The 22768-nt window shown below is 43.4% G+C and carries 16 protein-coding genes; 3 read left to right on the forward strand and 13 right to left on the reverse strand.

The features are described 5' to 3' along the window. Positions 1-95 precede the first annotated feature (95 nt). From IGJ17_RS12895 to add, 3 genes are all read left to right on the forward strand, one after another. The gene (locus IGJ17_RS12895) at positions 96-818 is read left to right on the forward strand and encodes a C39 family peptidase (protein ID WP_008380783.1); all 723 of its coding nucleotides are present in this window, start codon (positions 96-98) and stop codon (positions 816-818) included. 147 nt (positions 819-965) lie between these two features. Next, positions 966-2072 (forward strand): alanine dehydrogenase, encoded by a 1107-nt coding sequence (gene ald / locus IGJ17_RS12900; protein ID WP_008380781.1) that lies wholly within the window; start codon positions 966-968, stop codon positions 2070-2072. A 151-nt stretch (positions 2073-2223) separates the two neighbouring features. Continuing rightward, complete coding sequence (add, locus tag IGJ17_RS12905; RefSeq protein ID WP_042890230.1) at positions 2224-3240, forward strand: adenosine deaminase; 1017 nt, start codon at positions 2224-2226, stop codon at positions 3238-3240. Between the two features lie 65 nt (positions 3241-3305). Here the strand turns inward: add and IGJ17_RS12910 are convergent, their stop codons facing one another. The 13 genes from IGJ17_RS12910 to IGJ17_RS12970 form a co-directional block, all read right to left on the reverse strand. Beyond that, a complete protein-coding gene (locus IGJ17_RS12910) occupies positions 3306-4073 on the reverse strand; it encodes a histidinol-phosphatase (protein WP_016619818.1) in 768 nt (255 codons plus the stop codon). Positions 4074-4345: 272 nt separating this feature from the next. Beyond that, a complete protein-coding gene (locus IGJ17_RS12915) occupies positions 4346-5329 on the reverse strand; it encodes a LacI family DNA-binding transcriptional regulator (RefSeq protein WP_074933365.1) in 984 nt (327 codons plus the stop codon). Positions 5330-5615: 286 nt separating this feature from the next. Beyond that, positions 5616-6455, reverse strand: a complete 840-nt coding sequence (locus tag IGJ17_RS12920; RefSeq protein ID WP_429961481.1) for a sugar phosphate isomerase/epimerase family protein — start codon at positions 6453-6455, stop codon at positions 5616-5618. Then, complete coding sequence (locus IGJ17_RS12925; RefSeq protein WP_429961482.1) at positions 6427-9099, reverse strand: beta-galactosidase; 2673 nt, start codon at positions 9097-9099, stop codon at positions 6427-6429. Before IGJ17_RS12925 ends, IGJ17_RS12920 begins: the two co-directional genes overlap by 29 nt. 193 nt (positions 9100-9292) lie before the next feature. Continuing rightward, positions 9293-11503 (reverse strand): helix-turn-helix transcriptional regulator, encoded by a 2211-nt coding sequence (locus IGJ17_RS12930; protein ID WP_429961483.1) that lies wholly within the window; start codon positions 11501-11503, stop codon positions 9293-9295. Between the two features lie 86 nt (positions 11504-11589). Beyond that, complete coding sequence (locus IGJ17_RS12935) at positions 11590-12468, reverse strand: carbohydrate ABC transporter permease (protein WP_195266568.1); 879 nt, start codon at positions 12466-12468, stop codon at positions 11590-11592. Positions 12469-12479: 11 nt separating this feature from the next. Next, complete coding sequence (locus IGJ17_RS12940; protein ID WP_005234199.1) at positions 12480-13427, reverse strand: ABC transporter permease; 948 nt, start codon at positions 13425-13427, stop codon at positions 12480-12482. Further along, positions 13412-15925, reverse strand: a complete 2514-nt coding sequence (locus tag IGJ17_RS12945) for a hypothetical protein (RefSeq protein ID WP_429961484.1) — start codon at positions 15923-15925, stop codon at positions 13412-13414. Before IGJ17_RS12945 ends, IGJ17_RS12940 begins: the two co-directional genes overlap by 16 nt. Further along, positions 15900-16574, reverse strand: a complete 675-nt coding sequence (locus tag IGJ17_RS12950) for a YesL family protein (RefSeq protein ID WP_429961485.1) — start codon at positions 16572-16574, stop codon at positions 15900-15902. Before IGJ17_RS12950 ends, IGJ17_RS12945 begins: the two co-directional genes overlap by 26 nt. Then, positions 16574-17242 carry a DUF1961 family protein gene (locus IGJ17_RS12955; RefSeq protein ID WP_429961486.1) on the reverse strand — a complete coding sequence of 223 codons (669 nt, stop codon included), beginning with the start codon at positions 17240-17242 and terminating at the stop codon, positions 16574-16576. The genes IGJ17_RS12950 and IGJ17_RS12955 overlap by 1 nt, the downstream gene beginning before the upstream one ends. Before the next feature lie 264 nt (positions 17243-17506). Beyond that, the gene (locus IGJ17_RS12960) at positions 17507-19021 is read right to left on the reverse strand and encodes an extracellular solute-binding protein (RefSeq protein ID WP_429961487.1); all 1515 of its coding nucleotides are present in this window, start codon (positions 19019-19021) and stop codon (positions 17507-17509) included. Positions 19022-19440: 419 nt separating this feature from the next. Beyond that, the gene (locus IGJ17_RS12965; RefSeq protein WP_429961488.1) at positions 19441-20694 is read right to left on the reverse strand and encodes a glycoside hydrolase family 28 protein; all 1254 of its coding nucleotides are present in this window, start codon (positions 20692-20694) and stop codon (positions 19441-19443) included. A 424-nt stretch (positions 20695-21118) separates the two neighbouring features. Beyond that, positions 21119-22732, reverse strand: a complete 1614-nt coding sequence (locus IGJ17_RS12970; RefSeq protein WP_429961489.1) for a glycosyl hydrolase family 28 protein — start codon at positions 22730-22732, stop codon at positions 21119-21121. Between the last annotated feature and the right edge of the window lie 36 nt (positions 22733-22768).

The raw sequence follows: 22768 nt of genomic DNA on the forward strand, positions 1-22768 counted from the left end.
GAATCGGTCTGTAGGCCGATGACAAGCTCCCCCTCCTTTGTTTTACTTAAAAGAACAGGATGAATACGTACGATTCGTAAAACAAGGAGGGAAAAATGCAAAAACAGACAGATGTTTATCGAAAGCGTCGGCCAATGATTGTTTTAGCAGGATTGGTGTTGATTTGGATAGGGTTCAATCGAATCTCTCATCACGTGTTGTACGGAGAGTTGTCCGAACACGTGCACACCGTCGTTGCCTATGATGAGAGTTATGACGACGAATATATTTACTCTCAAGCTATTTTTAGTGAAGATATCAATGCTTACTTAGGGGAAATGGACATCACAACACCGATTTTCCTGCAGACGAACGAAGAATGGGCCGATAGATCCTATGGCAATGACGGCAGCCAAACCTTAGCAGAAAACGGCTGTGCGATCGCTTCTCTTGCGATGGTTCAATCCTATCTTGAAGGCTATTACATTACGCCACCGGAAGTCCTTGATTGGGCAGGAGATCATTATTACGTTGACGGCCAAGGAACGGACTGGCGGATTTTTTCTGACTTTGCCGATGCAAACGGCTACAACTATTATGATCTTAGTACTGACCTAGCTAGCGTTGAAGCCTACTTGCAACAAAATCATCCCGTCATCGTTTCTATGACCCCAGGGGAATTTACAGATGGCGGCCATATCATGGTCTTAGGTGGAATGATGGGCGATCAAGTGTTTGTCTTAGATCCCAATGATGATCCGGAAAAATCCCACTACGCTACTTACTACACACTAGATGAAATCGCTGATCAAAGCTTACGCTTTTGGACCTTCAGCTGATTGTTCGAAAAAAGTCCCATTGTGGGGCTTTTTTCTTTGTCGTCCCGAAAGCAGCAACTGGATCTTATTTTTTAATAAAAAAACCCTTTTTTCTCCCTTTGGGAATCCGCTTTCTATTATAATGGAAGAAAGAAAGGTGTGAAATCTATGAAAATCGGTATCCCCAAAGAAATTAAGAACAATGAAAATCGTGTGGCATTGCCGCCCTCCGGAGTCTATGAGTTAGTCCAAGACGGACACGAAGTCTTCGTTGAACAAGGCGCTGGTGCAGGATCAACCTTTTCTGATCAAGCGTATCAGGAAGTCGGCGCTACGATTGCTACCGTTGAAGAGGTTTGGGCCTCTGAATTGGTTATGAAAGTCAAAGAACCTTTACCAGAAGAATACCCCTTTTTGCATGAGGGACTGGTTTTATTCACCTATTTCCACGTAGCCGCCAATCAACAGCTTGCTCAAGCGTTGATCGACAGCAAAGTGATCGCTGTTGCTTATGAGAACGTCCAGCTGGCGAACGGCACCCTGCCTTTACTGTCTCCCATGAGTGAGATCGCTGGAAGAATGTCTGTTCAAATTGGCGCGCAATTTCTCGAAAAAATTTATGGCGGAAAAGGGATCCTGCTCTCGGGTGTTCCCGGCGTCCGTCAAGGTCGGGTAACGATCATTGGTGGTGGCGTTGCCGGCGAGAATGCCGCGAGAGTCGCCGTAGGTCTAGGCGCACAAGTGACAATTTTAGACGTTTCAATCCCACGCTTACAAGAGCTGGATCGACAATTTTCTGGTCAAGTCCAAACTTTGTATTCCAATCGTTTGAATATCGAGCGAACGATCCAATCCGCAGACTTGGTGGTAGGAGCAGTTTTATTGCCAGGACAAAAAGCCCCGTGCTTAGTGACCCGCGACATGGTGAAACAGATGCCTGAAAAATCCGTGATCGTCGATATTGCCATTGACCAAGGCGGAATTTTCGAGACTGAAGACAAAGTCACCACCCACGACGAGCCAACCTATATCCGGGAAGAAGTTATTCACTATGCAGTGGCGAATATGCCGGGAGCTGTGCCGCAAACGGCAACCATCGCATTGAGCATTGCCACATTACCGTATGCCCAGCAGCTAGCGAAAAACCCTTTAGCAGCGTTGCGAGAAAACGAGGCCCTTGCCAAAGGGGTCATCGCCTATGAGGGCGCATTTACTTCAAAAGAAGCTGCGCACGATCTGTCATTGCCTTTTACCGATCTATCGGAATTGATTTGAGCCACTCTCCCACAATAAAACCAGCAGCCGCACAAGTAATTCGCGGTTGCTGTTTTGCTTTCTATGAGAATTTCCTTTTTTGGGTAGCATGGGCTTTGGAAGTATGCTATATTCATACTTAAAAAAATTCGACCTAGACAGGAGGAACACTGTGCTTACTCAACAACAAATCCAAGCATTTCCCAAAGTAGAACTTCACTGCCATCTCGACGGTTCCATTCGTCCAGAAACATTGATCGCCATCGCCAATCAGCAAGAACTACCGATCGAGCAAGACATCGAAGCTGTGAAAGCACAGATGCAAGCCCCCAAAGATTGTCATGACCTGAGGGATTATCTTAGCTGCTTTGATTTCGTTCGGCCGTATTTGCAAACACAAGAAGCGTTAGCAGCTGCTGCCTATGACGTGATGGAACAAGCCGCTCAAGATGGGGTCGCTTATATTGAGATCCGCTTTGCCCCCAGCTTATCGATGGACAAAGGACTCACTTGCAGCCAGACCATCCAAGCCGTGATCGAAGGCATCGCACGAGCAGAAAAACGCTACCCAATCAAAGGCAATGTTTTGGTCATTGGGATGCGTCAAGAAGACCTACCAGCTATTACGGCGATTTTTGATGAAGCGATCGCTCTTACCGATGAAAAAGTAGTCGGTATTGATCTAGCAGGTCCAGAAGAAGACGGGTACGTCCCTGATTTAGCTGCTAGCTATCAAGTGTTCCTCAAGAACCAAAGTGTCCAGCTGACCTTACATGCAGGCGAATGCGGCTGTGTGCAAAACATTTATCAAGCTATCGAAAGCGGTGCTCAGCGGATTGGCCACGGCATCGCCTTAAAAGGAGATCACACTGCCCAAGCGTTTGTTCGAGAACAAAATCGCTGTATCGAAGGCTGTCCTACCAGCAATGTTCATACGCGTGCGATTCCCACATACTCGGCATACCCATTCAGAGAATGGCTGGAAGCCAAGGTCCCTTTTTGTTTGAACACCGATAACCGAACGGTCTCAAATACGACATTGACCAATGAATACCTGCAAATGGCTCATCATTGCGACATGACCGAATCAGAGATGCGCTTCTTAAACGTAACTGCCGCTCAGCATTCCTTTGCGAAAGCTTCCGACAAAGCGGTACTCTTGAAAAAAATTCAAGAATGGCAATTCTAATAAACATGGACGCTAGTGATCCCCACTTGCGTCCATTCTTTATTTCCGAAACGATCAACTTTCTTTCATGCAAAGAAGAGCCGATCGATCCGTGTTAACCCCAAGGCATCGATTTCTAAAAGAGCTCTTTCGTAAATTTCTGTATTCGTGAAAGCCGCACTCTCGTGGGCATCGATCCCAATAATACAAGAGCAGCCGACTTCCTTGGCGATCTTCCAAAATTCAGGATGCGGATAGCCACCGTTCGTATAGCCTGCCAAATTATACTCCAACGGCAGCTGATACTCTTTGGCTTTTTCACATAAGCGGTAGGCAACTTCTTCACAATGAGAATCGAAGGTTTTATAGCCCCGCATGAACACATCTGGATGTGCCATATAAGCAAAGATCCCTGATTCGATCCCTTGTAGGGAGACTCGAAGATAATCTTTGATCGCTTTTACCGAATCCCCAGGTGTATGGTCGTAATAGTGATTGCTTTCGATTTCAGGAAAGTGATTGCCAAAAATCAAATAGTCGATCGACAGCCTTTCTTTCTCTGCAACTAGCCAAGGGATCATTGTTTCAAAATATTCACACTCTAATCCTAATTTCACATCGATTTGTCCTTGGTATTTTTCCCTTAAGCTTTTCACCGATGAAACGTAATCTTCCAATTGCGCAACATCCATCCGCATGGGGGAGACATACCCATCCTCAAAGGGCCAGGGACAATGATCAGCGAAGCCAATTTCCTTAAAGCCAGCTTGGATGGCTTTGATCACATAGTCTTCATCAGAATCCCGTGCATGTTTGCATCGAGTTGTGTGGGTATGATAGTTTGCTTTCCACATGGTTAATCACTCCTTCATATTACATTTAGGTTAATTTGTTCTTGTGATCGCATTTTAGGTACGCTCTTCTTGAGGCGTTATCCTTCAAGCCGTTCGCTATTTTACAGAACGTTTTGTAAGCGGAACCATTTTTTAAAAAAATATTCCTAGCTATCAACACCTATCACTTAGCAACTTCCTCATTCTAGATTTATTCCAGTCCATTTCATTATAGAATTGCGGCTATCCCAAGACAATCAAAAGAAAGCTGCAAACGGTTGCTTCTTTTCCCATCACTTCCATTGAGTCGTTTCTCTTGGGACAAATGAATTTTTCAAGAGGACGTGTCTTGGTGCGGTTTTGTCTCCTTGTACCTCTTGAAAAAGTAGCTGGGTCGTCCAATCCACCATCTCCTCTAAAGGTCGTGCGATGGACGAAAGCAAAGGGTTAGTACAAAGACAAACATTGGTGTTTTCATAACCAATCACTTGAATCGCTTCACCAACCTTTTTATCCAGTGAATGAAGGGAACGTAAAGCGCAGGCTGCCAAAAAATCGCTTGCCGCAAAAATGCCATCGATAGAAGGCCATTGACGAAAAAGTTGATCAAAGGAAGTTTGCGTGACATTTACAAAATCGAGTATGACCTCGTGAACATGGATCTCTGGGTATTGGTCCATCACTTGATAAAAACCAGCTGATTTTTCTTGAACGGAATGTAATGTCTTTGGTCCATTAACGAAGAGGATCTCGCGACAACGATTTTGGATTAAGATCTGTGCTGCCAACTGTCCACCTGAGGTATTATCCGCAGAAACGGAGGATACTTCATCGCTAAGGACTCTACCCACACTCACTAGAGGTAATTTGAGAACCTTTTGCAACAATGGACCTTGCGTACAAAGGTTGGTACATAAAATTACCCCATCAATATTATTTGCGAGAAACAAGTTCAAAAAATAGGTTTCTCTTTCAGGATTCCCTTGTGTGGTACCAATCATCAAACTATAGCCTTTCTCAATCAGTTGCGACTCGATTCGGGTGATAAATTGATTATAAAAATCATTTTTCAAATCATAGATCAGCAAGCCGATCATCTTTGAGGAATTGTAATAAAAGGACCGTGCTAATTCATTTGGTACATAATCAAGTGCTTGAATTGCTTCTAGCACAATCTGCTTTGTTTCTTCATTCACGTATTTTTTATTGTTGATCACTCGTGAGACGGTAGTCACGGATACATTGGCAAGTTTTGCTACGTCTTGCATGTTTGCCATTGGTCCCTCCTTTCTCTCTTTTACATGTCTCGTAATTGTTAAATCCTTTTCCATTTGATCTATTATCCGAATGCAACACTCTAAAACGCTTTCTTTTTATTCTATAATAACAAACCTTGCATCATATTTTCTGTTTTTATGAAAATAAAAAAGCTGTTTAGATGAAATCTCACCATAAACAACTTTTCTATGCTCGATAAAAGTTTGCATTAATGTCAGCGTCTTTGAAGAAAACAAGAAAATCACTCCCGTGTTCTCTTAAACAATCATTTACAAAAGCACCCAGCTAATTTTTTAAATCTAAGCCTTCAATCAACGCCACCGCACGATCGATCCCAGCGTCTTTTGTTTCTTCTAATACCACATAACAGTATGGCTTGTGTTTGATCAGAAGCTGTAAAATTTCTGGATACCGTATTTGTCCTTCACCTAATGGGACAGGGATCACTTCTTCTCCCGAGAGTTGAAAATCCTTTAGGTGCAAGCAGACGATTTTCTCGCCAAAAAGAGTAAACGCTTCTTCTACCAATGCAACTTGATCAGCAGCCGTTTTTGCGGTGATCAAATTCGTTGGATCGTAAATGATCCCTAGATAATCAGAAGGAACACGTTCAATCAGCTCGGCGATGCGCTGATTCGAATACAACGGATGATTCAGTCCTGCTTCGATCCCTACCATGGTTTTATGTTTTTCTCCCACTCGAACGAGTCGCTGGATCACATGGATCAAGTCTTCAAAAACCTCATCCGAAAAATTCTCTTCGCTATATCCCAGCGCGGCAATGACTGAGCCTGTTTCTGAAGCCACCATGCTGGCACCAAAATAACGGGCATGGAATAAGTAGCGCTCAAATTTCTGTAAGATTTTCTCTCGTTCCTCTGGTTCGGGATGAATCAAGTTACTATAACAACTTAACAAAGCGATTTGAACGCCTTGTTCTTGGAATTCATTCTTGAAGAAGGTCCCCATACCTGGACTCATTTTTTCAGGAGCACTTAGGTCGGGAAAAGACGCATTCAAGGCAAACTGAACGTTTCTTATTTTCTTTGCTCCTACCGCTTGTGCTAGCTGCTTGGGTGTATATTCTCCTGAGAGGTCATGCCCTCGGATGGCTAAATGAATCATCTGACTCCTCGCTTTCTACTATTTTTTCCCATTCAATAATCAAATTTTCATAAGGTTCTAGCCTATGGTTACCCCGCGCCAGCGCTTCCCCTGATAAGCGTTCGAAACCGGGGAGATGCAAGGTAAAGTCAGCTGTCGTCAGCCCTAAGTTACTGATCCAAAGTTGGACATGGGTCGCTGACTCTCGGCGATACTTCATCACACCTTCCGAACATTTGATCAACTGGCGCTCTGATTCATAAGGGAAAAGTTCTTTGTGACAAAACGACTGCCATATCAAACTGTCTGGTAAATTGCTAGGTAGCGCACCTAAATAGATGATCTCTCCTTGAGCCAGTTGTTTCTTAGCTAGTAGCGTTTGGTCATTCCCTCGTCCGATCGTTTCCCAATCTTCTGGGCAGTGAAAAACTGTGACCAAATGATCCAAAGGTTCTTTTAGGCCGTCATAGATTAGCTGATAAGTCAGTCCTTTCACCGTAAACTGCTGGATTTGGTCAAACCCGAGCCATTCTCCTAAACGATCTAAGCCATTCGTCGCTGGCCAAGCCAGCTCTTTTGTCCGATCCCCCGTCATCGGGCCTAAAATCAGCTTGCCTCCTGCTTCAGTAAAGGCGGAAAATTTTTTCAGCAAGGTCGGACTGATCCAACGAACAAATGGGGCAAGAACAACATCATACTCTTCTAACGGACTATTTTCTTGAATGATTTCTACACGAATCCCTTGGCGAATCAGACTGCCGTAAAATTCGGTAAACAGGCTGCGATAATCATAAATCCCCCCATGATCGATCGTGTAAAAGCGTTTCGAGTAGTCCGAGTAGATGATGGCTATTTTTGCAGATACATACTTCGTTTCCGCTAAAAGTGGTGCGATCTGTTGTCTTAGTTCACCAATCCGAACTACCTCTTCATACCCACGATCTGGCTCTCCCCAAGCAGTTAACACGGCGCTATGGGGTTGCTCCACACCATAGCGATGTCCACGAAAATGCCAAAAGCAGAAGGATTTCAAATGACCAGCATAGCCAATGAACGCTTCACTTGTGACAAACCCATGAGGACGAGGAGTCGCATAATTTTCAATATGACCAGCATTGGCAGTACAAGTTTCTAACAATAACATTTCTTTGTTGCGCGGTTTGACATTCCGCCAACGATCCAAGTTCATCGTATACGCTGGGTAGTTGTCTGCCGGTGCATACGTATCAAAACCGGCAATATCTAAATCAGCAAATAGCTCATCATTTTGCAAGTTAAAACCAAAAGCGGAGTTATGGGTAATGGGTAACGCGGTCTCCATTCGGATAAAATGACAAAGATCATGCGCAAACTCATTCAACGTATCGGTGGTAAAGCGGCGAAAGGCATTCATCAGGGAAGAATTATGCAAAAACGGGGTCGTTAGTGGCAAGACGACATCCTCAAATGCGTCATACCACTCACTCCACACCTTCCTGCCCCAACACTCGTTGAGGTTGGTCACGGATTGATAGTTGTCTTTTAAATACGTATGCCAACGCGTTTGGCACGTCGTACAGTAACATAGATCGACATGACATTTAAACTCATTGTCCAATTGCAACATAACGACATTTTCATGTTTTTCGGCAATCTCAGCGATTTTTCTCGTCAAACGATAGGCATAGCGGCGAAAGTCCTCGTTGTTGGTACAGACATGCTGTCTTGAGCCATGATGCATCTTCGTCCCATCTTGATTAGTGATTAAAGCTTCTGGGTACTGTTTTGTAAACCAGCGGGGCGGAGTTGGCGTTGGAATACATAAGCAAACATCGATGCCATTTGCTTGGTACTGTTCTAGCGCACGTTCCAACAACGCAAAATCATATTCTCCAGGTTGAGGCTCCAAGTCACGCCACATGAATTCCCCAATTCTAGCAAAATTCATGCCCAACGTTTTCATCGTTTGACTATCACTTTGCATGATTTCTTCCGACCAGACTTCTGGATACATGCAGGCGCCGTAATAAATATCAGGAAACAGTGGTTGCTCATGGAAAAACGCCTGTAAACGAATCGCTACATAGCGAGCGATCATATGCGCCCCGACCTTTGAAAAGTGGGTATCATCTGCGAGACCTGCAGGATAATTGGGGTGCTCATCCGGTGCTAACCAAACAAAGAGCGCTTTGGAAGCTTCTAGTCCTAATGTGTCATAATAATGATAGGTATAGCGATTTAAATCAAACAAATCCACTTCTTCCGTTCGACTAAGTTCTCTTAAGACAGGTAAAAATGCTGACAACGTATGCGCCAGTCGTCCCTCTTCCCCTACACGTCGTTCAACAGGTGTACACAGGATCGGGATTCCTGCTTTTTCTTTGATTTGACGGATCATGTCTGTCAAATGAGCAATGTACGCCTCCATCGTGACATGATTTTTCTCTTTTTGGTCATTATGTCCAAATTGCAGTAGGACGACTGTATTCGGTTCGACTTCTTGCAGGAGCTGCTTAAACAACCCTTCTTCGATAAACGAACGAGTCGTACTGCCGTTTTTCGCAAAATTGTGTACGTCTACTTCTGGGGACAGATAGCTTGGTAAAGCTTGTCCCCAGCCCATCATTGGCTGTTGATCAAGGGGATAATCCGCCACGGTTGAATCTCCGCCTAGAACGATTTTCATTTCTTTTCTTCCTCCATCTATTTACTATCAGATTTCCAACAGCTTCGACAAGTCCACTGGTTTTCTTGCTGAACATAAGCTGCATTGGAAATCGCTTTCTTTTCTATTATACAAAACATTCGCTGATGAAAACATGGAAAAATCAGAGCAAAAGCTGCGAAAATACGAGCTTTTCCGCAGCAACCAACAGTGATCAGCTCTGACCTTTTCGATATTGTCCTGGGGTCATTCCCGTGCACTTTTTAAATAAACGATTGAAGTAGCTGGGATTATACCCAAGGTTTTCGGCGATTTCATTGATTTGGTGATCGGTTTCGAGCAACTGCCGTTTTGCTTCTACGATGCGAACATTAGTTAAATAATCAATAAAGTTGACCTGCTTGGCACGCTTGAACTCCTTACTCAAAAAGATTGGGTCGACTTCGAAACGATCCGCAACGTATTCTAAGGAAATTTGTTCATTGCGAAAATCAGATTGGATGTACTCCGCTACTTTTTGGATCATTTCACTATAAGAATTAGCGACATTTTCTTGCCAGAGGATGGAAACGGGCTTTAAGAAATGATGGTACAAAAAGGCTTGGATCTGATTGATGTCCAAAAGTCGTTCGATTCGCTCTAACACAACCGTTTTCGATACATAATCCGTTCGTGAGACCCCATTTTCATTTAAAAGGTAATCGACTTGATCGTACATTCGATTGACCACATAGATCACCGCGGCCTGTTGATTGTTTTCTGCCACGACCTGTTCTAAAAACCGCTGGACACTTCGTTGCAATTCTTCATGATAGCCACTTTTCAGCGCTGTTAAAATCAAATTTTCTTGCGAAAGAGAATACTTCGGCAGCGGGCGCATGTTCTCTCCTTGAAGCACTTGATTTTCGGGAATCAACTGTTGCAGATGGATTTGCTTTTTGAGACGTTGGGTAACTTCAGGCAACTTGCGAATCTCAGTTTCTTGTTGCGAACTAACGATGGTGACATAACGGCAGACGATCAAATTGATTTGCTTGGTGACCATCGTGAAGTAATCTGTCAGTTGTTGCTCTTGATTGACCACAAAAACCAAAATCCGTCCTTCATTTGACGAAACGATGGTTGATTCTGGGAAAAACATGGCTGTGACATCCGCTATAATGTTTTCTAACGCAAACAAAATGTGGGTTTCATCTTGTGAATTTGCTTGATTGCTTAATAGATCATTGAGTTGGAAATAAAACAAGCGATACCCTTGGTCACTTAAGCGCCAGTTTTTTTGCTGCAGTAATTGTTGCGATTCTTCCTCTGATAAATAGCCATAATACCCTTCCATCAAATGTTGGATCACTTGCCGCTTGAGCGAATCTTGAAAGCGTTCCGCCTGATTTTGTAGCAATCCTTTTTCACGACTTAATTGTTGCCAACGGTCCACCAAAAACTCCAGATCGTTTTCTTTTTTCCATTGGGTATTACCAAAGAGCTGATCCATCGTTTTTTCAAAAGGTTGGTATTGTTTTTTTGCCAAAAAGAGACTCATGACTGCCACACAAGCAATAAAAAGAATACTTACGACGATCAGCACTCTAGCCAAATGAGTGACTGGCTCGGTAATCAATGCTAAGGGAACGACGGTATAAAACGTCCATATTTGGTTGAGTCGCGTACTGTTTACGGCGATCATGCTATAATCATTGCCATTGATCGATTCGACCCAGGTTCCTTGATGCTCCTCACTCAGCGGTTGGATAACATTCGCTAAGTTCTGATCGCCAATAAAACGAAAACTCTCATGATTAAAGGAAATCGCTGCGAGTCCATTTTCAATTTGGGTATCATAAAAATACTTTAACAATGATTGCTCGTCGATCGTTGCAACTAAAAAAATTTTAGGCTGATCTTCGCCTTGGCCATCAATGTTTTGTACAAAAATCAATTCATCCTCTTCTTCAATGATCTTCCACTGATACTGCCTACCATTATCGATCCGATAGCGTTCAAATGCTGTTTTGGTTTGCTCGAGCGTTAATTCATACGTGCCGCCACTTTCAATCCCAAAAGGCGTCTCGCCTAGTGAATAAATACCGATTCGATTGACATAATTGGAGCTATTTGTTAAGTAAAACAATTCTTCCGACAGCTGGATCAACGTCTGATAATTTGTCGTTTCCAGTAAATCTTCTTGGTAGCGTCTTTGAAACGATTGCCCCCAAACGCTTAAAGTCACTTCCAGCTGCGAGAACTGTTGGTTGATGTTACTAACGATTCCTTCGACTTGGCGATTATTTAGTTCTTGATACGATCGTTGTAATGGTCCGATCAAATAGGCATGCAAAAAGATTGCAACGGCTAATAGCGGCACGACGATCCATAGACTGGCTAGCTGCAGTTTTCGATGAAAACCGCCTGTTTTAAAGTACTTCATTCCCAAACACCCTTGTAATAGATTTTATGTGACAAATTGTCATGCGAAAAAATGCATGACAACCTATCCACAACTATTGAAGTGTATCATCCTTTGACGGATCCAATCAGCATTCCTTTGGCAAAATGTTTTTGCAAAAACGGATAGAAGATCAAAATTGGCAAAGTAGCCACAATGATGACTGCAAATTTGATTCCTTGTTCAGGCGGCACATAGTTGGGGTCCATACTTGCTAACGCATTGGCACCACTGGACGCCATCGTGATCTGTCTTAACAATAACTGAATCGGCCATTTTGCTGAATCGTTGATATAGAGCAATCCACTCATGAAGTCGTTCCAGATACCAACGGCGTAAAAAAGGGTGAAGGTCGCGATCACTGGTTTTGATAAAGGCAAAATGATTTTCCATAAGATCCCTAGTTCCGTACAGCCGTCCATCTTGGCGGATTCTTCCAATTCGATCGGCATTTCTTGGAAAAAGTTTTTGATGATCATTAAGTTGAACGGATTGATCGCGATTGGCAAAATCAATGCCCAATAAGAATTGATCAGTCCTAAATTTTTAACCACGATAAACGTTGGGATCATCCCACCTGAAAAGAGCATTGCAAAAATCACGAGATTCAACAAGGTGTTCCGTCCTTTTAGGTGCTTACGTGATAAAGGATAGGCAAAGGTGAAGGTACAGAAAAGCTGCACCAGCGTGCCAACGATGGTAACGCCGACCGTTACAAGCAAACTACGGATAAAGGTGTTGGTTGAAAAAATAAAGCGATAGGAGTCGAGACTGATCTCGCTTGGCCATAAGAAAAACGAACGTGTGGTCAATTCTAACTCCGTAGCAAATGAACCGGCGATCACATAAATAAAAGGAATCACCATGAATAACCCAATTAATGCCAAAAATAGCGCATTAAAAATATCAAATATTTTCCCTGCTTTCGTATTGTGTAAAGTAGCCATCTTTTTCCTCCTTAGTATAAGCCGCTTTCGCCAAAGCGTTTCGCTAATTTATTGGTACAAAGTACGAGGATGATCCCAACGATCGATTTAAATAATCCGACGGCTGTTGAGTAACTGTAAGCGCCATTGGTGATCCCCATCATATACACATACGTATCAAAAACATCTGCTACTGTTCGGTTCAACTGATTGGTCATCAAGAAAATCTGATCAAACCCAGTAGACAAAATCGACCCGATCCGCATGATCAGCATAATGATGATCGTCGAACGAATCGCAGGTAAAGTGATGTGCCACACACGTCGGAAACGTCCTGCACCATCCATGATTGCGGCTTCGTATTGCTCCTGATCCACACCTGATAAGGCAGCTAAATAAATAATAGTCCCCCAACCGATCTCTTTCCAAATCGATTGCATCACGATCATGGGGCGGAACCATTGCGGGTCTGAGAGAAAGTCGATTTCAACGCCTGTCAACGAAGCGATAAATTGAGTGATCGCTCCATGATCGATGTTGAATAAGATATGCCAAAGACTAACGACGATCGTCCATGAAAGAAAATGTGGTACATAGACGAAGGTTTGAATGGTCCGCTGAAACAGCTTGTTGCGCAATTCATTCAGTAACAGTGCCAAAAAGATGGGTGCTGGAAACGAAAAGAAGATGTTTAAAAAGGCAATCATCAACGTGTTCCACAAGATCCGAAAGAAATCAGGATTATTGAAGAAATCCATAAAATTTTGTGTTCCGACCCATGGACTATCTGCGATTCCTAAAAAAGGTACATAATCTTTGAAAGCAATGATCAACCCATACATCGGTGCATAACGAAATACTGCAAAATAGATGATCCCGGGAATCGTCAAAATATAGAGCCATTTATTTTGTTTAAAATGGTTGAGAAAACTCCCCCATTGCTCTTTCGTTTTCGGCACTTTTTTTATTGTTGTTTCCATTCATTCTCCTCCTCTAATTCCGCTCCGATCAGTGCTAAACAACAAATCGTATTTAGTCCCCACTGTGACAACACATTGGTCGATACCCACGGCATTTCTTTTATTTTTTTCCACGTTGTCGCTGCTTCAATGGTCGCTTCGATCGGCAATGGAACACCCGATTTGTCATTATCAAGCAATAACTGCCAAGCCCTTTGACTGATTGCTCGATCGTTACGCACTCGCCCAGCAAAGGCCATCATCGTCGACGCAAACATTGGCCAGGCAAAATGAGGTTCCGTCAGTACCTCGTTTGACTCTTCTGCTTTTCTCTCAGGACTCAAGCTATAAAACCAGCCAAACTCCCCTAACATCTCTGTCCACTCGGGGTCTTCCAGCACTTGAGCAAGTTCTAACCAAACTTGCGGCGCCCCAAAGGAAATGACCATGTGATAGCCGCCAAAATTCCCTGTTCCCATATAAGACAAGGTTTTGTCTTGCGGATCAAATAACACTGTGGGACCAGACAAAAGGCGCTGGGGCATGGCTTTGATGCAGGTGATTCCTGTGCGAATTTTTTCAAGGTAAACAGGATCATTCGTCCGTTCCCATTGGGTAAACCAGTTCGAGACTAGCGCAGCCCAATCTGGTCCGATTCGGATCGGTATCCGCTTCGTTTCTCGTTCATAAAACTCGCGCATCGGTGGTAACGCATCAAAAGCATAGGTTTCATTGTCTTTGACTTGTTCCATGACCTCCCCAATACGTTCATCCGCTGTCAAATAGTAGTAGTAGCGATGCAGACCCGCCATTGAAATTCGAACTTCTTTGGCTTGGCAGCCCCAATGAACGACATTATGCCGAGACCCCAATCCTTTGTATTCACCAGCATGATACTGATCGACTTCTGAAGTATGTCTCGTCATGCTTTCAGCCAGATAGTAGACGCTTGGATCACCAGTCCGTAAGAAATCTAGCCAAAGCCACATGTTGGGGACCAATTCAGTGTTTTGCCAAGCGTACCCACCAAGATCGTAGCGCCATTGGTGTCGAAACTGATCATAGGTATGCATGACATCACCATAGTTCCAATAGCCATACCAACCTCTTTGTTGGACTTCTGCTAAATAGAATTGCCGCATCTTAGCCAATTGTTGCTCCAGCAATTGTTTCGTTTTCGTTGATTCGTCTGGTAAACTGATCCTGCCAAAAACCTTCGTCTCTTGATAACGCTCAGGCAATGAAACGATCTGGGCAGGTTCTTGGTTTTCTTGAGCTAAGCCCAGCAACACTTCTTCTGACGGGGCTTCTTCATAAAGATCCAACCAACAACGCGTCGTATTTGCTACACCAACTGCCGTCGAACGAATCTCTTCCATTCCTTCGTATCCGCTAAGCATATGATCCCGTTTGGAATAGTGCTGAAAATCCATTGGCTTGGCATTCGGTGACCACTGCCACATCGTGATTTGGGTTGCTTTTTGGGTGATGCCTGCCACCTCGATCGCAGATGGTGCTTTTTCCCAAAATTTCTCCATGCTGCAAGCAACGCCGCCGGTTTCTCCCCCAGCGTAAAAGGTACCTGAATAATGCTCGCCATCCCCAATGGGCAACCAACAGTACCCAGCTTCGGTCTGTTTTTCTAATTCAAATGACCGATGATTGATTTGATTGACCCGAAAATTGTCCCAAATAGCATTTTCCACCGCATGAGACAGCATCGGCTCGTCCGCTGGGGTCAATGAAACGAGCTGTCCACTGGCTTGTTCTTGATAGGGAATGTTTTGCTGATAGTGTCGACGTGAAAGTAACAATTGCGCCGCTTCATGATACACAGCATCTGCAATAAATTTGACTTGTCGATTCCAATTTTCACCTGTCAACGCATAATCAAATGCTATCCCCATGCCTTCATAAGCAAGTGGTTTGATGATAATGACCGTATGAATGATTTCCAATTTGCTGATTTTGCGAAAGATGCGGAACCGTAAAATAAACTCTTGCACCACTTCTTGATCGATCTCGATGACGCCCGATACTTTGATAACGGCTTTCTCGGAACCATTTTCTTCCAACATCAAGTCCGTTACTTTGGACTGCACCTTTTTGTTTTGGTATTGCAGGATTGCGTGAAGATCTTGCAATTTTTTCTGCCCATTGACCGCTACCCAGTCCAATACATTTTTCCCTTCCCCATGTTTCGGGAAGAAGCCTTTGATCGTACCGTTGTCAAAATAAATACCGTTGTAAGCTTCCCTAGCAATCGCCTGTTTCTTCTGGACACGCTGTTTTCTTTGAAAAAGTAACTGCGTCGTTTCTGCCACCAGACCACTGTGTCCTGTCCATTTCACACTGCCATCTGGCCAGTAAGCCAGTACTTTCGTTTGCAGCGGCTCCTCACCCAGCAAAAAAATTTCCTCACTTAGAGCCTCAGGTTGTAAAGCTCCTTTTTCCCATGGATACCCAAAACTCAGCCCACGTTTTCCCTTAGGTTTATTTTTGAGCCATTTCAATGCCATGTTCGATTTCCTCCTCTTCCCTCTCTACAGGTTGACCTGCATCTTTTTGTTGCTTTAGCTTTTGTTCATTTTCATCAAATAATTTCAAGTAAATCCCCATTGTGCCAATGATCCACATCCCAATACTTAAAAATGGCAGGAGACCGGGGAGAAAAAAACTGATCGTACTACAAATCCCAAACCAAAGGACGCCTAAAAAGGTGCCAATAGGTTGAAAAAAAAGAAAGCGTAGCGAAGCGCCTAGGTACTTCTTCGTTGGGAGCACATAATATTCGTACATGCTAAGCAATGTATTGATCACAGCGATCGCGACGCATTGGCTAACGATCAATAAGATCAAGCCTGTTTGAGTCAATGCCGCTAAAAATCCTTGCTGGATCACTACCATGGGGCACAAATAAAAGAGAATGATCGGTAAGCCCAAGCGATTCGATCGCCAAAAGTTCCTGCGGTAATGCCCAAAGAACGTTTGAAAAAAAGGCGGCGATTCCTGTTTAAGGGTTTTCTTTGCTACGTGGAATCCTGCTTGTACGCTAGGCGCCAGTCCAAAGATGATCCCACCTACTAGCGCACCTATAATAACGGTTACATTTATCAGCAAACAATAAAAGACAAAATCTGCTGCTTGATATGCTTTCTGCCAATTCATCACCGTTCCTCCTCTAAGGAATATACCTTTAAGTCTTTATAGCGGGCCTTCATTGGCGCCATTTGCCGAAATCCGATCGCTCCTTTGGTTAATACGGGACCAAACTGTTCCTCATCAAGGTACCTTAACACCAATAAGTCGTTGATCCAAAAGGAGATCGTTGCACCTACCTTATCGATTCTTAGGTGATAAAACCCTCGGGCATCTGCTACACTCGGAAGTGGATCTGCGCCTTGGGCGACCAGATGAAACCCATGGCTTTTGCGCAAATTACACGTTTCAAACGCCCGTTCCTCCTCATACTTTCTTCGAAAATAAGAAAGGTGGTAAGCATTGATCCCTCCAGAATGATACTCGGGATATGCCCCGGTTCGTTTGGGTACTCCAGAATCGAAGATCGAGCCACCCTTGCGATTGGCTGCTGCAAAAAAGAGCATACATAAGCCTGGTTCAGCCAGTGGTTGAAACTGCCAGGTGATTCGTAGGTCCGCTGGAAATTGTTGAGGCAGCCATAAAACAAAATGTGGTTGTTTGTTTGATTCTTCAGAATACGTATTTGCCAGAATCATCCCGTCTTGGAAAATAATTTTGGGCTCTCCTTCAGCAATAAAGTGTTGAATATCTGCTGCTTGATTCAGCGGATTTTCATAGATCAATTTCGCTAACATTTCTTCTCCTTTTATGCGTATATGAGCTGCTTTTCTCTTTTCATAGTAAACTTGACCTACATTTCTAACAATTGACTTTTTTTGAATTCTTTGATATCAAGCGTTAGATTAGGGTTTTCATTTGCTTGTTTCCATTTTTTCTTTTCTGATTTCTTACTACCTGTCTCGTCTCACTTGACTATTACTCCATTTTATTAGCTGAAAAAAATCATTGAAAAAGAAAAAGGTTGAGAGCAAGATCCACTCAACCTTCTTCGACTGTCGTTATTGTGCTTGATGAAGGGCATTCGTTTCTTCCATCAGCTGCGTGCCTCCTTGATTCTTCCAAAGTTCGATCGCAGCTTCCCAACCCGCTTCATCGATTTGTCCTGCAATAAATTGAACCCGTGCATCACTAATGATCTGATCAAGCTGTGCCCCTTTTGTTACATACGTATCTGTATTATAGGAGGCTGCTGGGTTAAAGACAGCGTGCTCTAAATCAGCTTCCATCAGTGACAATCGTTTTTCATAGCTTTCAGTAGCCGCTTCTGTATCAGGTTTAGCAATATAGTACAGGGTATCTTCCGTTACATTCATCCCAATTTGTGAGTACCCTTTGACCGCATTGGCTAGCGCTTCAGCTTCTGATCCTTCTAGTGCGACGGACATTCCATCCACTACTTCGAAATTGATTCCTTCAATTCCGTTGTTCAGCAATACCTGTGCTTCTTTATCATTTAATTTATCAAGGAACGTCAACACCTCTTTTAGATGTTCCTCTGTCTGGACACTCGACTTAGGAATCGCCAAGAAACCAGAATAGCCATCTGTCGGTAACGCATTCATCGTACCGTTATTATCTTTTAAATTCCCTGTAAAGACGACGAGGTCTTCTTCTCCAGCTTGCAATAATTTATTACTGATTTGTGCTGCTCGTGAATACGTATCAATAATGATCCCACCACGTCCATTGATAAACGGCTCATCCCATTTATCTGCTGCCATAGTTGCAAAATCACGATTGACATAGCCTTGTTCCACCATATCTTTAACAAATTGCATTGATTCTAGGTATTCTGGTTGCATAAAGGATGGCTCTAAAGTGCCGTCTATTTCTTTCCAAGCATTTCCTGCCCCAAACCAAGTAGCTAACACATCGTAAGGACTATTTGAATTGATCGAGCCAGGCCATTGGGGAATAATCAAACCAAACGTATCATTTTCACCATTCCCATCGGGATCGTTCTCAGTAAATGCTTTGGCAACCTCATAGAGATCATCGATCGTTTCTGGTACCTCTAAGTTTAAGTTTTCTAACCAATCTTTTCGGATGATCACCGCCGTCCGCATCGCATCACGTTTCCGATAAATTCCGTACACTTTGCCATTCACAGAAGAATTACGCAAAACATCCTCGTTAGACTGAGAGAGATTAGGATAATCAGCTAAATAGTCGGTCAAATCCCAAAAAGCCCCATTTTCTGCTGACTTGATAAATCCTCCTGATTTTCCTTGAATGACCATCACTTCTGGAATATCATCTGAAGCTAACGTAATATTCATTTTATCCTCGTAGGATGTATTGGGTGCCCAGGTAATATCAATGTTTTTGCCAGTGTAAGCTTCTAATTGCTTCAAAATCTCATTGTCACTTGCAGGTGGTTCAGTTTCAATGTACGGCGATAACATCGAAATCGTATCATAATCTGTTGTGGAACCTGCTTCCTCCTTCCCACATGCCGACAAAAAGGCGACCGATAGTAACCCCAAACCAAGAATCGTACTTAATTTTTTCACTACTTTTCCTCCTTAGATTTTGTTGTTGAGCTCGATTAAATAAACCGCTTTCAATACCAAAAGCATAACGAAAAGCAGGATTTCCAGCAATTGACATTTTTTGTTAATCGTTGATATATGGCTGGGTAGGGAGTTTTGCTCTACATTTGCAGGTATCGTAAATTATAGGAAAAAAGAATAGATAGTTCTTCGTGTTCTTAGTTCGCTCAATCAATTTAATTATCGCAGTTTTTCTGATTCCTATCATTCTTAAATTCTCATTGTAGAAAGGGTAGCCTAAGTACTGATGTTCTTATTTGTGAGAGATTTGGAAACACCTTATCATGAAAAAAAGACCAACTCATTGGTCTTCGTTGATAATTCATCAGTTTTGTAGTACTAAGCGGATCACCACTTATTCATATTTGACAGAAAGAGTACTACCGCTCATACACATCATTTTGATCCAAGGTTGGCGCTAACGCAGTGACGATCGTTTCCACCATCTTTAAGTTCTCAACCCCTGCAATCTTGCCGAACTCATCGGCATGAATGAAAAGATTTTTCAATGTTAGATTGCGGATCGGTTCTGCTGGGCTGGCCTCGATGAAAAAAGCACGCACGCTTTGTTGTCCTGTTTTGGTAGCTTGCACGTTTTCAATAGTAATGTCGCAGACCTTTGCTGGACCTACTGGAATAGCTGGTTGTGCCATCAATTTGTGCCAATAGTCGGGAATCTCTTCCGCATAATCAGCTGGCAGTTCTGGATAACTATAATCTGGGTACCAATTTGTTTGTAAGAGAAAAGGAAAGCCAACATCCTTCATCGTTAAATCCGAAGCAGTGACCTTGCGTATAAATCCACCTCGATTGTTGGCGGATTTGATCCGAAACCCTGCGCCAGTTTGCTCAAAGACGACTTTTTGGATTTTGATCTCTTCGATCCCACCCGAAGTTTCACTACCAATGGCAATTCCTGAACCGTACCCTAACTGACAGTCTTTGATCGTGATTTTCCGACAGCTTCTTTGCTGGGCTAAGACTTCTGCCCCACGTCCCGCCTTGATCGAGATATTGTCATCGTTGCAGGAAATGTAGGCATTTTGAATCGCGACTTCTTCACAGGAATCAATATCGATGCCATCAGTACTAGGCCCTTTTCGATTGTCTACCGTGATGCCGTCGATCAATATGTGGTGAGAATATGTGATTTGGGTATTCCAAAAACCCGACTGTAGCGACGAAATATCTTTGATGGTTACTTGCTGACTTTCATAAACAAGGATATTTCGTGGGCGCTTACAATCATAATCTGCTGCCCAGCGTAAGCCTTTCTTTGCATAATCCGCCATCATCCCGCTGGCTTCATCTGTTCCCCAAAACGTTTGCCACCATGTTTCTCCACGACCATCAAGTTTCCCTTTTCCCGAGATCATGACATTTTCTGCGTGAAAAACATTGATCATCGCTGCAGGCCACTTCATATTGATCCCTGCGACCCGATTATCTACTTCGGGATAATCGGCCAGTTCTTGACTACCATACAGAATCGTATCCTCTGAGACAATCAAGTGCACATTGCTTTTTAAAAACAATGCGCCGATTTGATAAGCGCCGGGTGGTGTAATCACTGTTCCCTGTACAGTTGATGCTTGGTCAATTTCTCGTTGCAATAATTGCGTGATGTCTTCCATTCTTGCTTGCCTCCTACGCTTTTGTTTTACGCTACAAATAGGTTTGTCGATATCCATGACTTTTAAAAATTTGCGCATCGCCAACCTTTTTTCATCTATCGTTTATTTGGATAGAACTAAGTGCTTCTTACTGGCGCTGTCCATCAAGTAAAGCGTTCCTCTTGCCACATCTCGTTGTCTTTTCCCATGTGCTTTCTGGTGTCCTTTTTTCCTACATTCTTTACTATAGTCCCCTTAGCGGCAAAAGAAAGTTCTTTTTGATTTCTGAGGATCGTCTTTTTTTGTAACGTCCTTTCTTGTTAGAAAAATGCGCCTTTTTGTCTACAAAAGCAAAAAGGCGCAACCTGTCAAGGAAGGAAATAAGGTGCTTAACTAACTGTTTCTCATTGGGAAAACCAACGCAGATCATTTCCAAAAGCTTGTTCTACGTGCGTTTCTTTTGCCCCACCATGGATAGTTCGACTGTTTCTTGGCAACTTATTGCGTCACTTATGGCCGCTCGATCAATGATCGCTGCCTCTTTAAAGCTGACCTCCTGACACTGTTCAAAAATCATTTTCTTTTGCCCTTTAGCTGATTCAAAGGCAACTGACTCAAAAGTAACGCGTTGGATCGGTGAAACCTGCTGTGTTTGTTCATCGACAAACCCTTTTAGCTCGACCAAAGGGTTCTGCCCTACGATACGGGTATTCTTGACCAAAATATCCGAAATGATCGGTAACTGTTGTGCTGCCTGACCATCGGCATTGTAAGCAACAGGATGAGCCATGAAACGATCCAACAGGCAATCGGTGATCGTCACTTGACGAATATAGCCACCACGATCATTCTGCGCTTTCAATTCTAGCCCATAAAGCGTATTGGTCATTTGACAATCTCGAAAAGCGATATTTTCAACACCACCAGATTGCTCACTACCAATCGCGATGCCATGTCCCCCTCGAATAGCCAAATCAAACAGCCGAATATTTTTCGCTGGTCTATTGATCTGATTTCCTTCTGGATTTTTGCCAGATTTGATTGCGATACAATCATCGCCCGTATCAAAAACGGTGTCAAAAATCAGCAAATTTTGCGAAGAATCTGGGTCCCAACCATCGCCATTGTCGATGCCTTTGGACTGAATAGTCACCCCATGGGTCACAACGGTGTCACAGTAAATCATATGAACAGTCCAGCATGGTGGATCAATCAACGTCAGCTCTGTCAAATGGATGTTTTTGGCCTGCATCATACAGATCAAACGTCCCCTTACTCGTCTTCCAGGTTTTCCATCAGAAACATATTCTGGATACTGTTCACGATCTGCATAAGGGTTTCGCATCGCTAGTCCTAATGGATTCCCGCCACCAATGATCGTCCCTTTGCCACAAAGACGGACATTTTCACAAACGATACGCCCTCGATCGCCTTGATCGATATACCCAATGTTGATCAATGAACGAAAGCAAAATAATTCCCAGCCTTCATAACGGCTTAATGGTAAGCCCTCTTGATTCACGCTTCCTAAATACTCGTGAGGGGCAACCCGATACGTTTCTATGTCGGGGCTTGCTTGCAATGTGCCATCTACTTGAAAAATCATATTGCTTTTTAGCTCCAACGCACCAGAAAGGATCACCGCCCCTGTTGGGATCCAGACAGTGCCATTGCTAGGGCAATCGTTGATCGCTTGCTGGAGAATGGCGGTACTATCTTCTTTGCCTTTGATATCAGCATGGTAGGGTGCTTGCGTAACATCTAACACAACACTTTTTTTCTTTGTACGAAAGGTCGTCGTGGCTGGGGTATTTGTAAGCAGGCACCCCTGATGATCGAGGCAGATGATCGTTACTTGATACGTTTGATCGGCAGATAAGTTTGTCAACGTCCAATGCGTCTTGTTTGTTGGTCTGGTTTGGATCAAATCGTTGTCTAAAAACAATTGATAACCAAAAATAGCTTGAGCGTGCAGCGGCTTCTCCCAAATAAGGGTCGCTTGATGAGCGCCGATCGTGCTTGGTACGACATGAAAATCAATTACTTGAAATGGTTCCATCGGTTTGTCCTTTCTTCAACGAATTCATTCAATAGA

Origin of the sequence: Enterococcus sp. DIV1096b, from assembly GCF_050498765.1 — a bacterium.
GTDB lineage: Bacteria > Bacillota > Bacilli > Lactobacillales > Enterococcaceae > Enterococcus_D > Enterococcus_D entomosocium.

Bases quoted from the DNA above. Each gene is read 5' to 3' on its own strand.
- IGJ17_RS12895 (WP_008380783.1), top strand. From the start codon at position 96: ATGCAAAAACAGACAGATGTTTATCGAAAGCGTCGGCCAATGATTGTT.
- ald (WP_008380781.1), top strand. From the start codon at position 966: ATGAAAATCGGTATCCCCAAAGAAATTAAGAACAATGAAAATCGTGTG.
- IGJ17_RS12910 (WP_016619818.1), bottom strand. From the start codon at position 4,073: ATGTGGAAAGCAAACTATCATACCCACACAACTCGATGCAAACATGCA.
- IGJ17_RS12915 (WP_074933365.1), bottom strand. From the start codon at position 5,329: ATGGCAAACATGCAAGACGTAGCAAAACTTGCCAATGTATCCGTGACT.
- IGJ17_RS12920 (WP_429961481.1), bottom strand. From the start codon at position 6,455: ATGATTCATTTAGCCATCCGAGGGCATGACCTCTCAGGAGAATATACA.
- IGJ17_RS12925 (WP_429961482.1), bottom strand. From the start codon at position 9,099: ATGAAAATCGTTCTAGGCGGAGATTCAACCGTGGCGGATTATCCCCTT.
- IGJ17_RS12930 (WP_429961483.1), bottom strand. From the start codon at position 11,503: ATGAAGTACTTTAAAACAGGCGGTTTTCATCGAAAACTGCAGCTAGCC.
- IGJ17_RS12935 (WP_195266568.1), bottom strand. From the start codon at position 12,468: ATGGCTACTTTACACAATACGAAAGCAGGGAAAATATTTGATATTTTT.
- IGJ17_RS12940 (WP_005234199.1), bottom strand. From the start codon at position 13,427: ATGGAAACAACAATAAAAAAAGTGCCGAAAACGAAAGAGCAATGGGGG.
- IGJ17_RS12945 (WP_429961484.1), bottom strand. From the start codon at position 15,925: ATGGCATTGAAATGGCTCAAAAATAAACCTAAGGGAAAACGTGGGCTG.
- IGJ17_RS12950 (WP_429961485.1), bottom strand. From the start codon at position 16,574: ATGAATTGGCAGAAAGCATATCAAGCAGCAGATTTTGTCTTTTATTGT.
- IGJ17_RS12955 (WP_429961486.1), bottom strand. From the start codon at position 17,242: ATGTTAGCGAAATTGATCTATGAAAATCCGCTGAATCAAGCAGCAGAT.
- IGJ17_RS12965 (WP_429961488.1), bottom strand. From the start codon at position 20,694: ATGGAAGACATCACGCAATTATTGCAACGAGAAATTGACCAAGCATCA.
- IGJ17_RS12970 (WP_429961489.1), bottom strand. From the start codon at position 22,732: ATGGAACCATTTCAAGTAATTGATTTTCATGTCGTACCAAGCACGATC.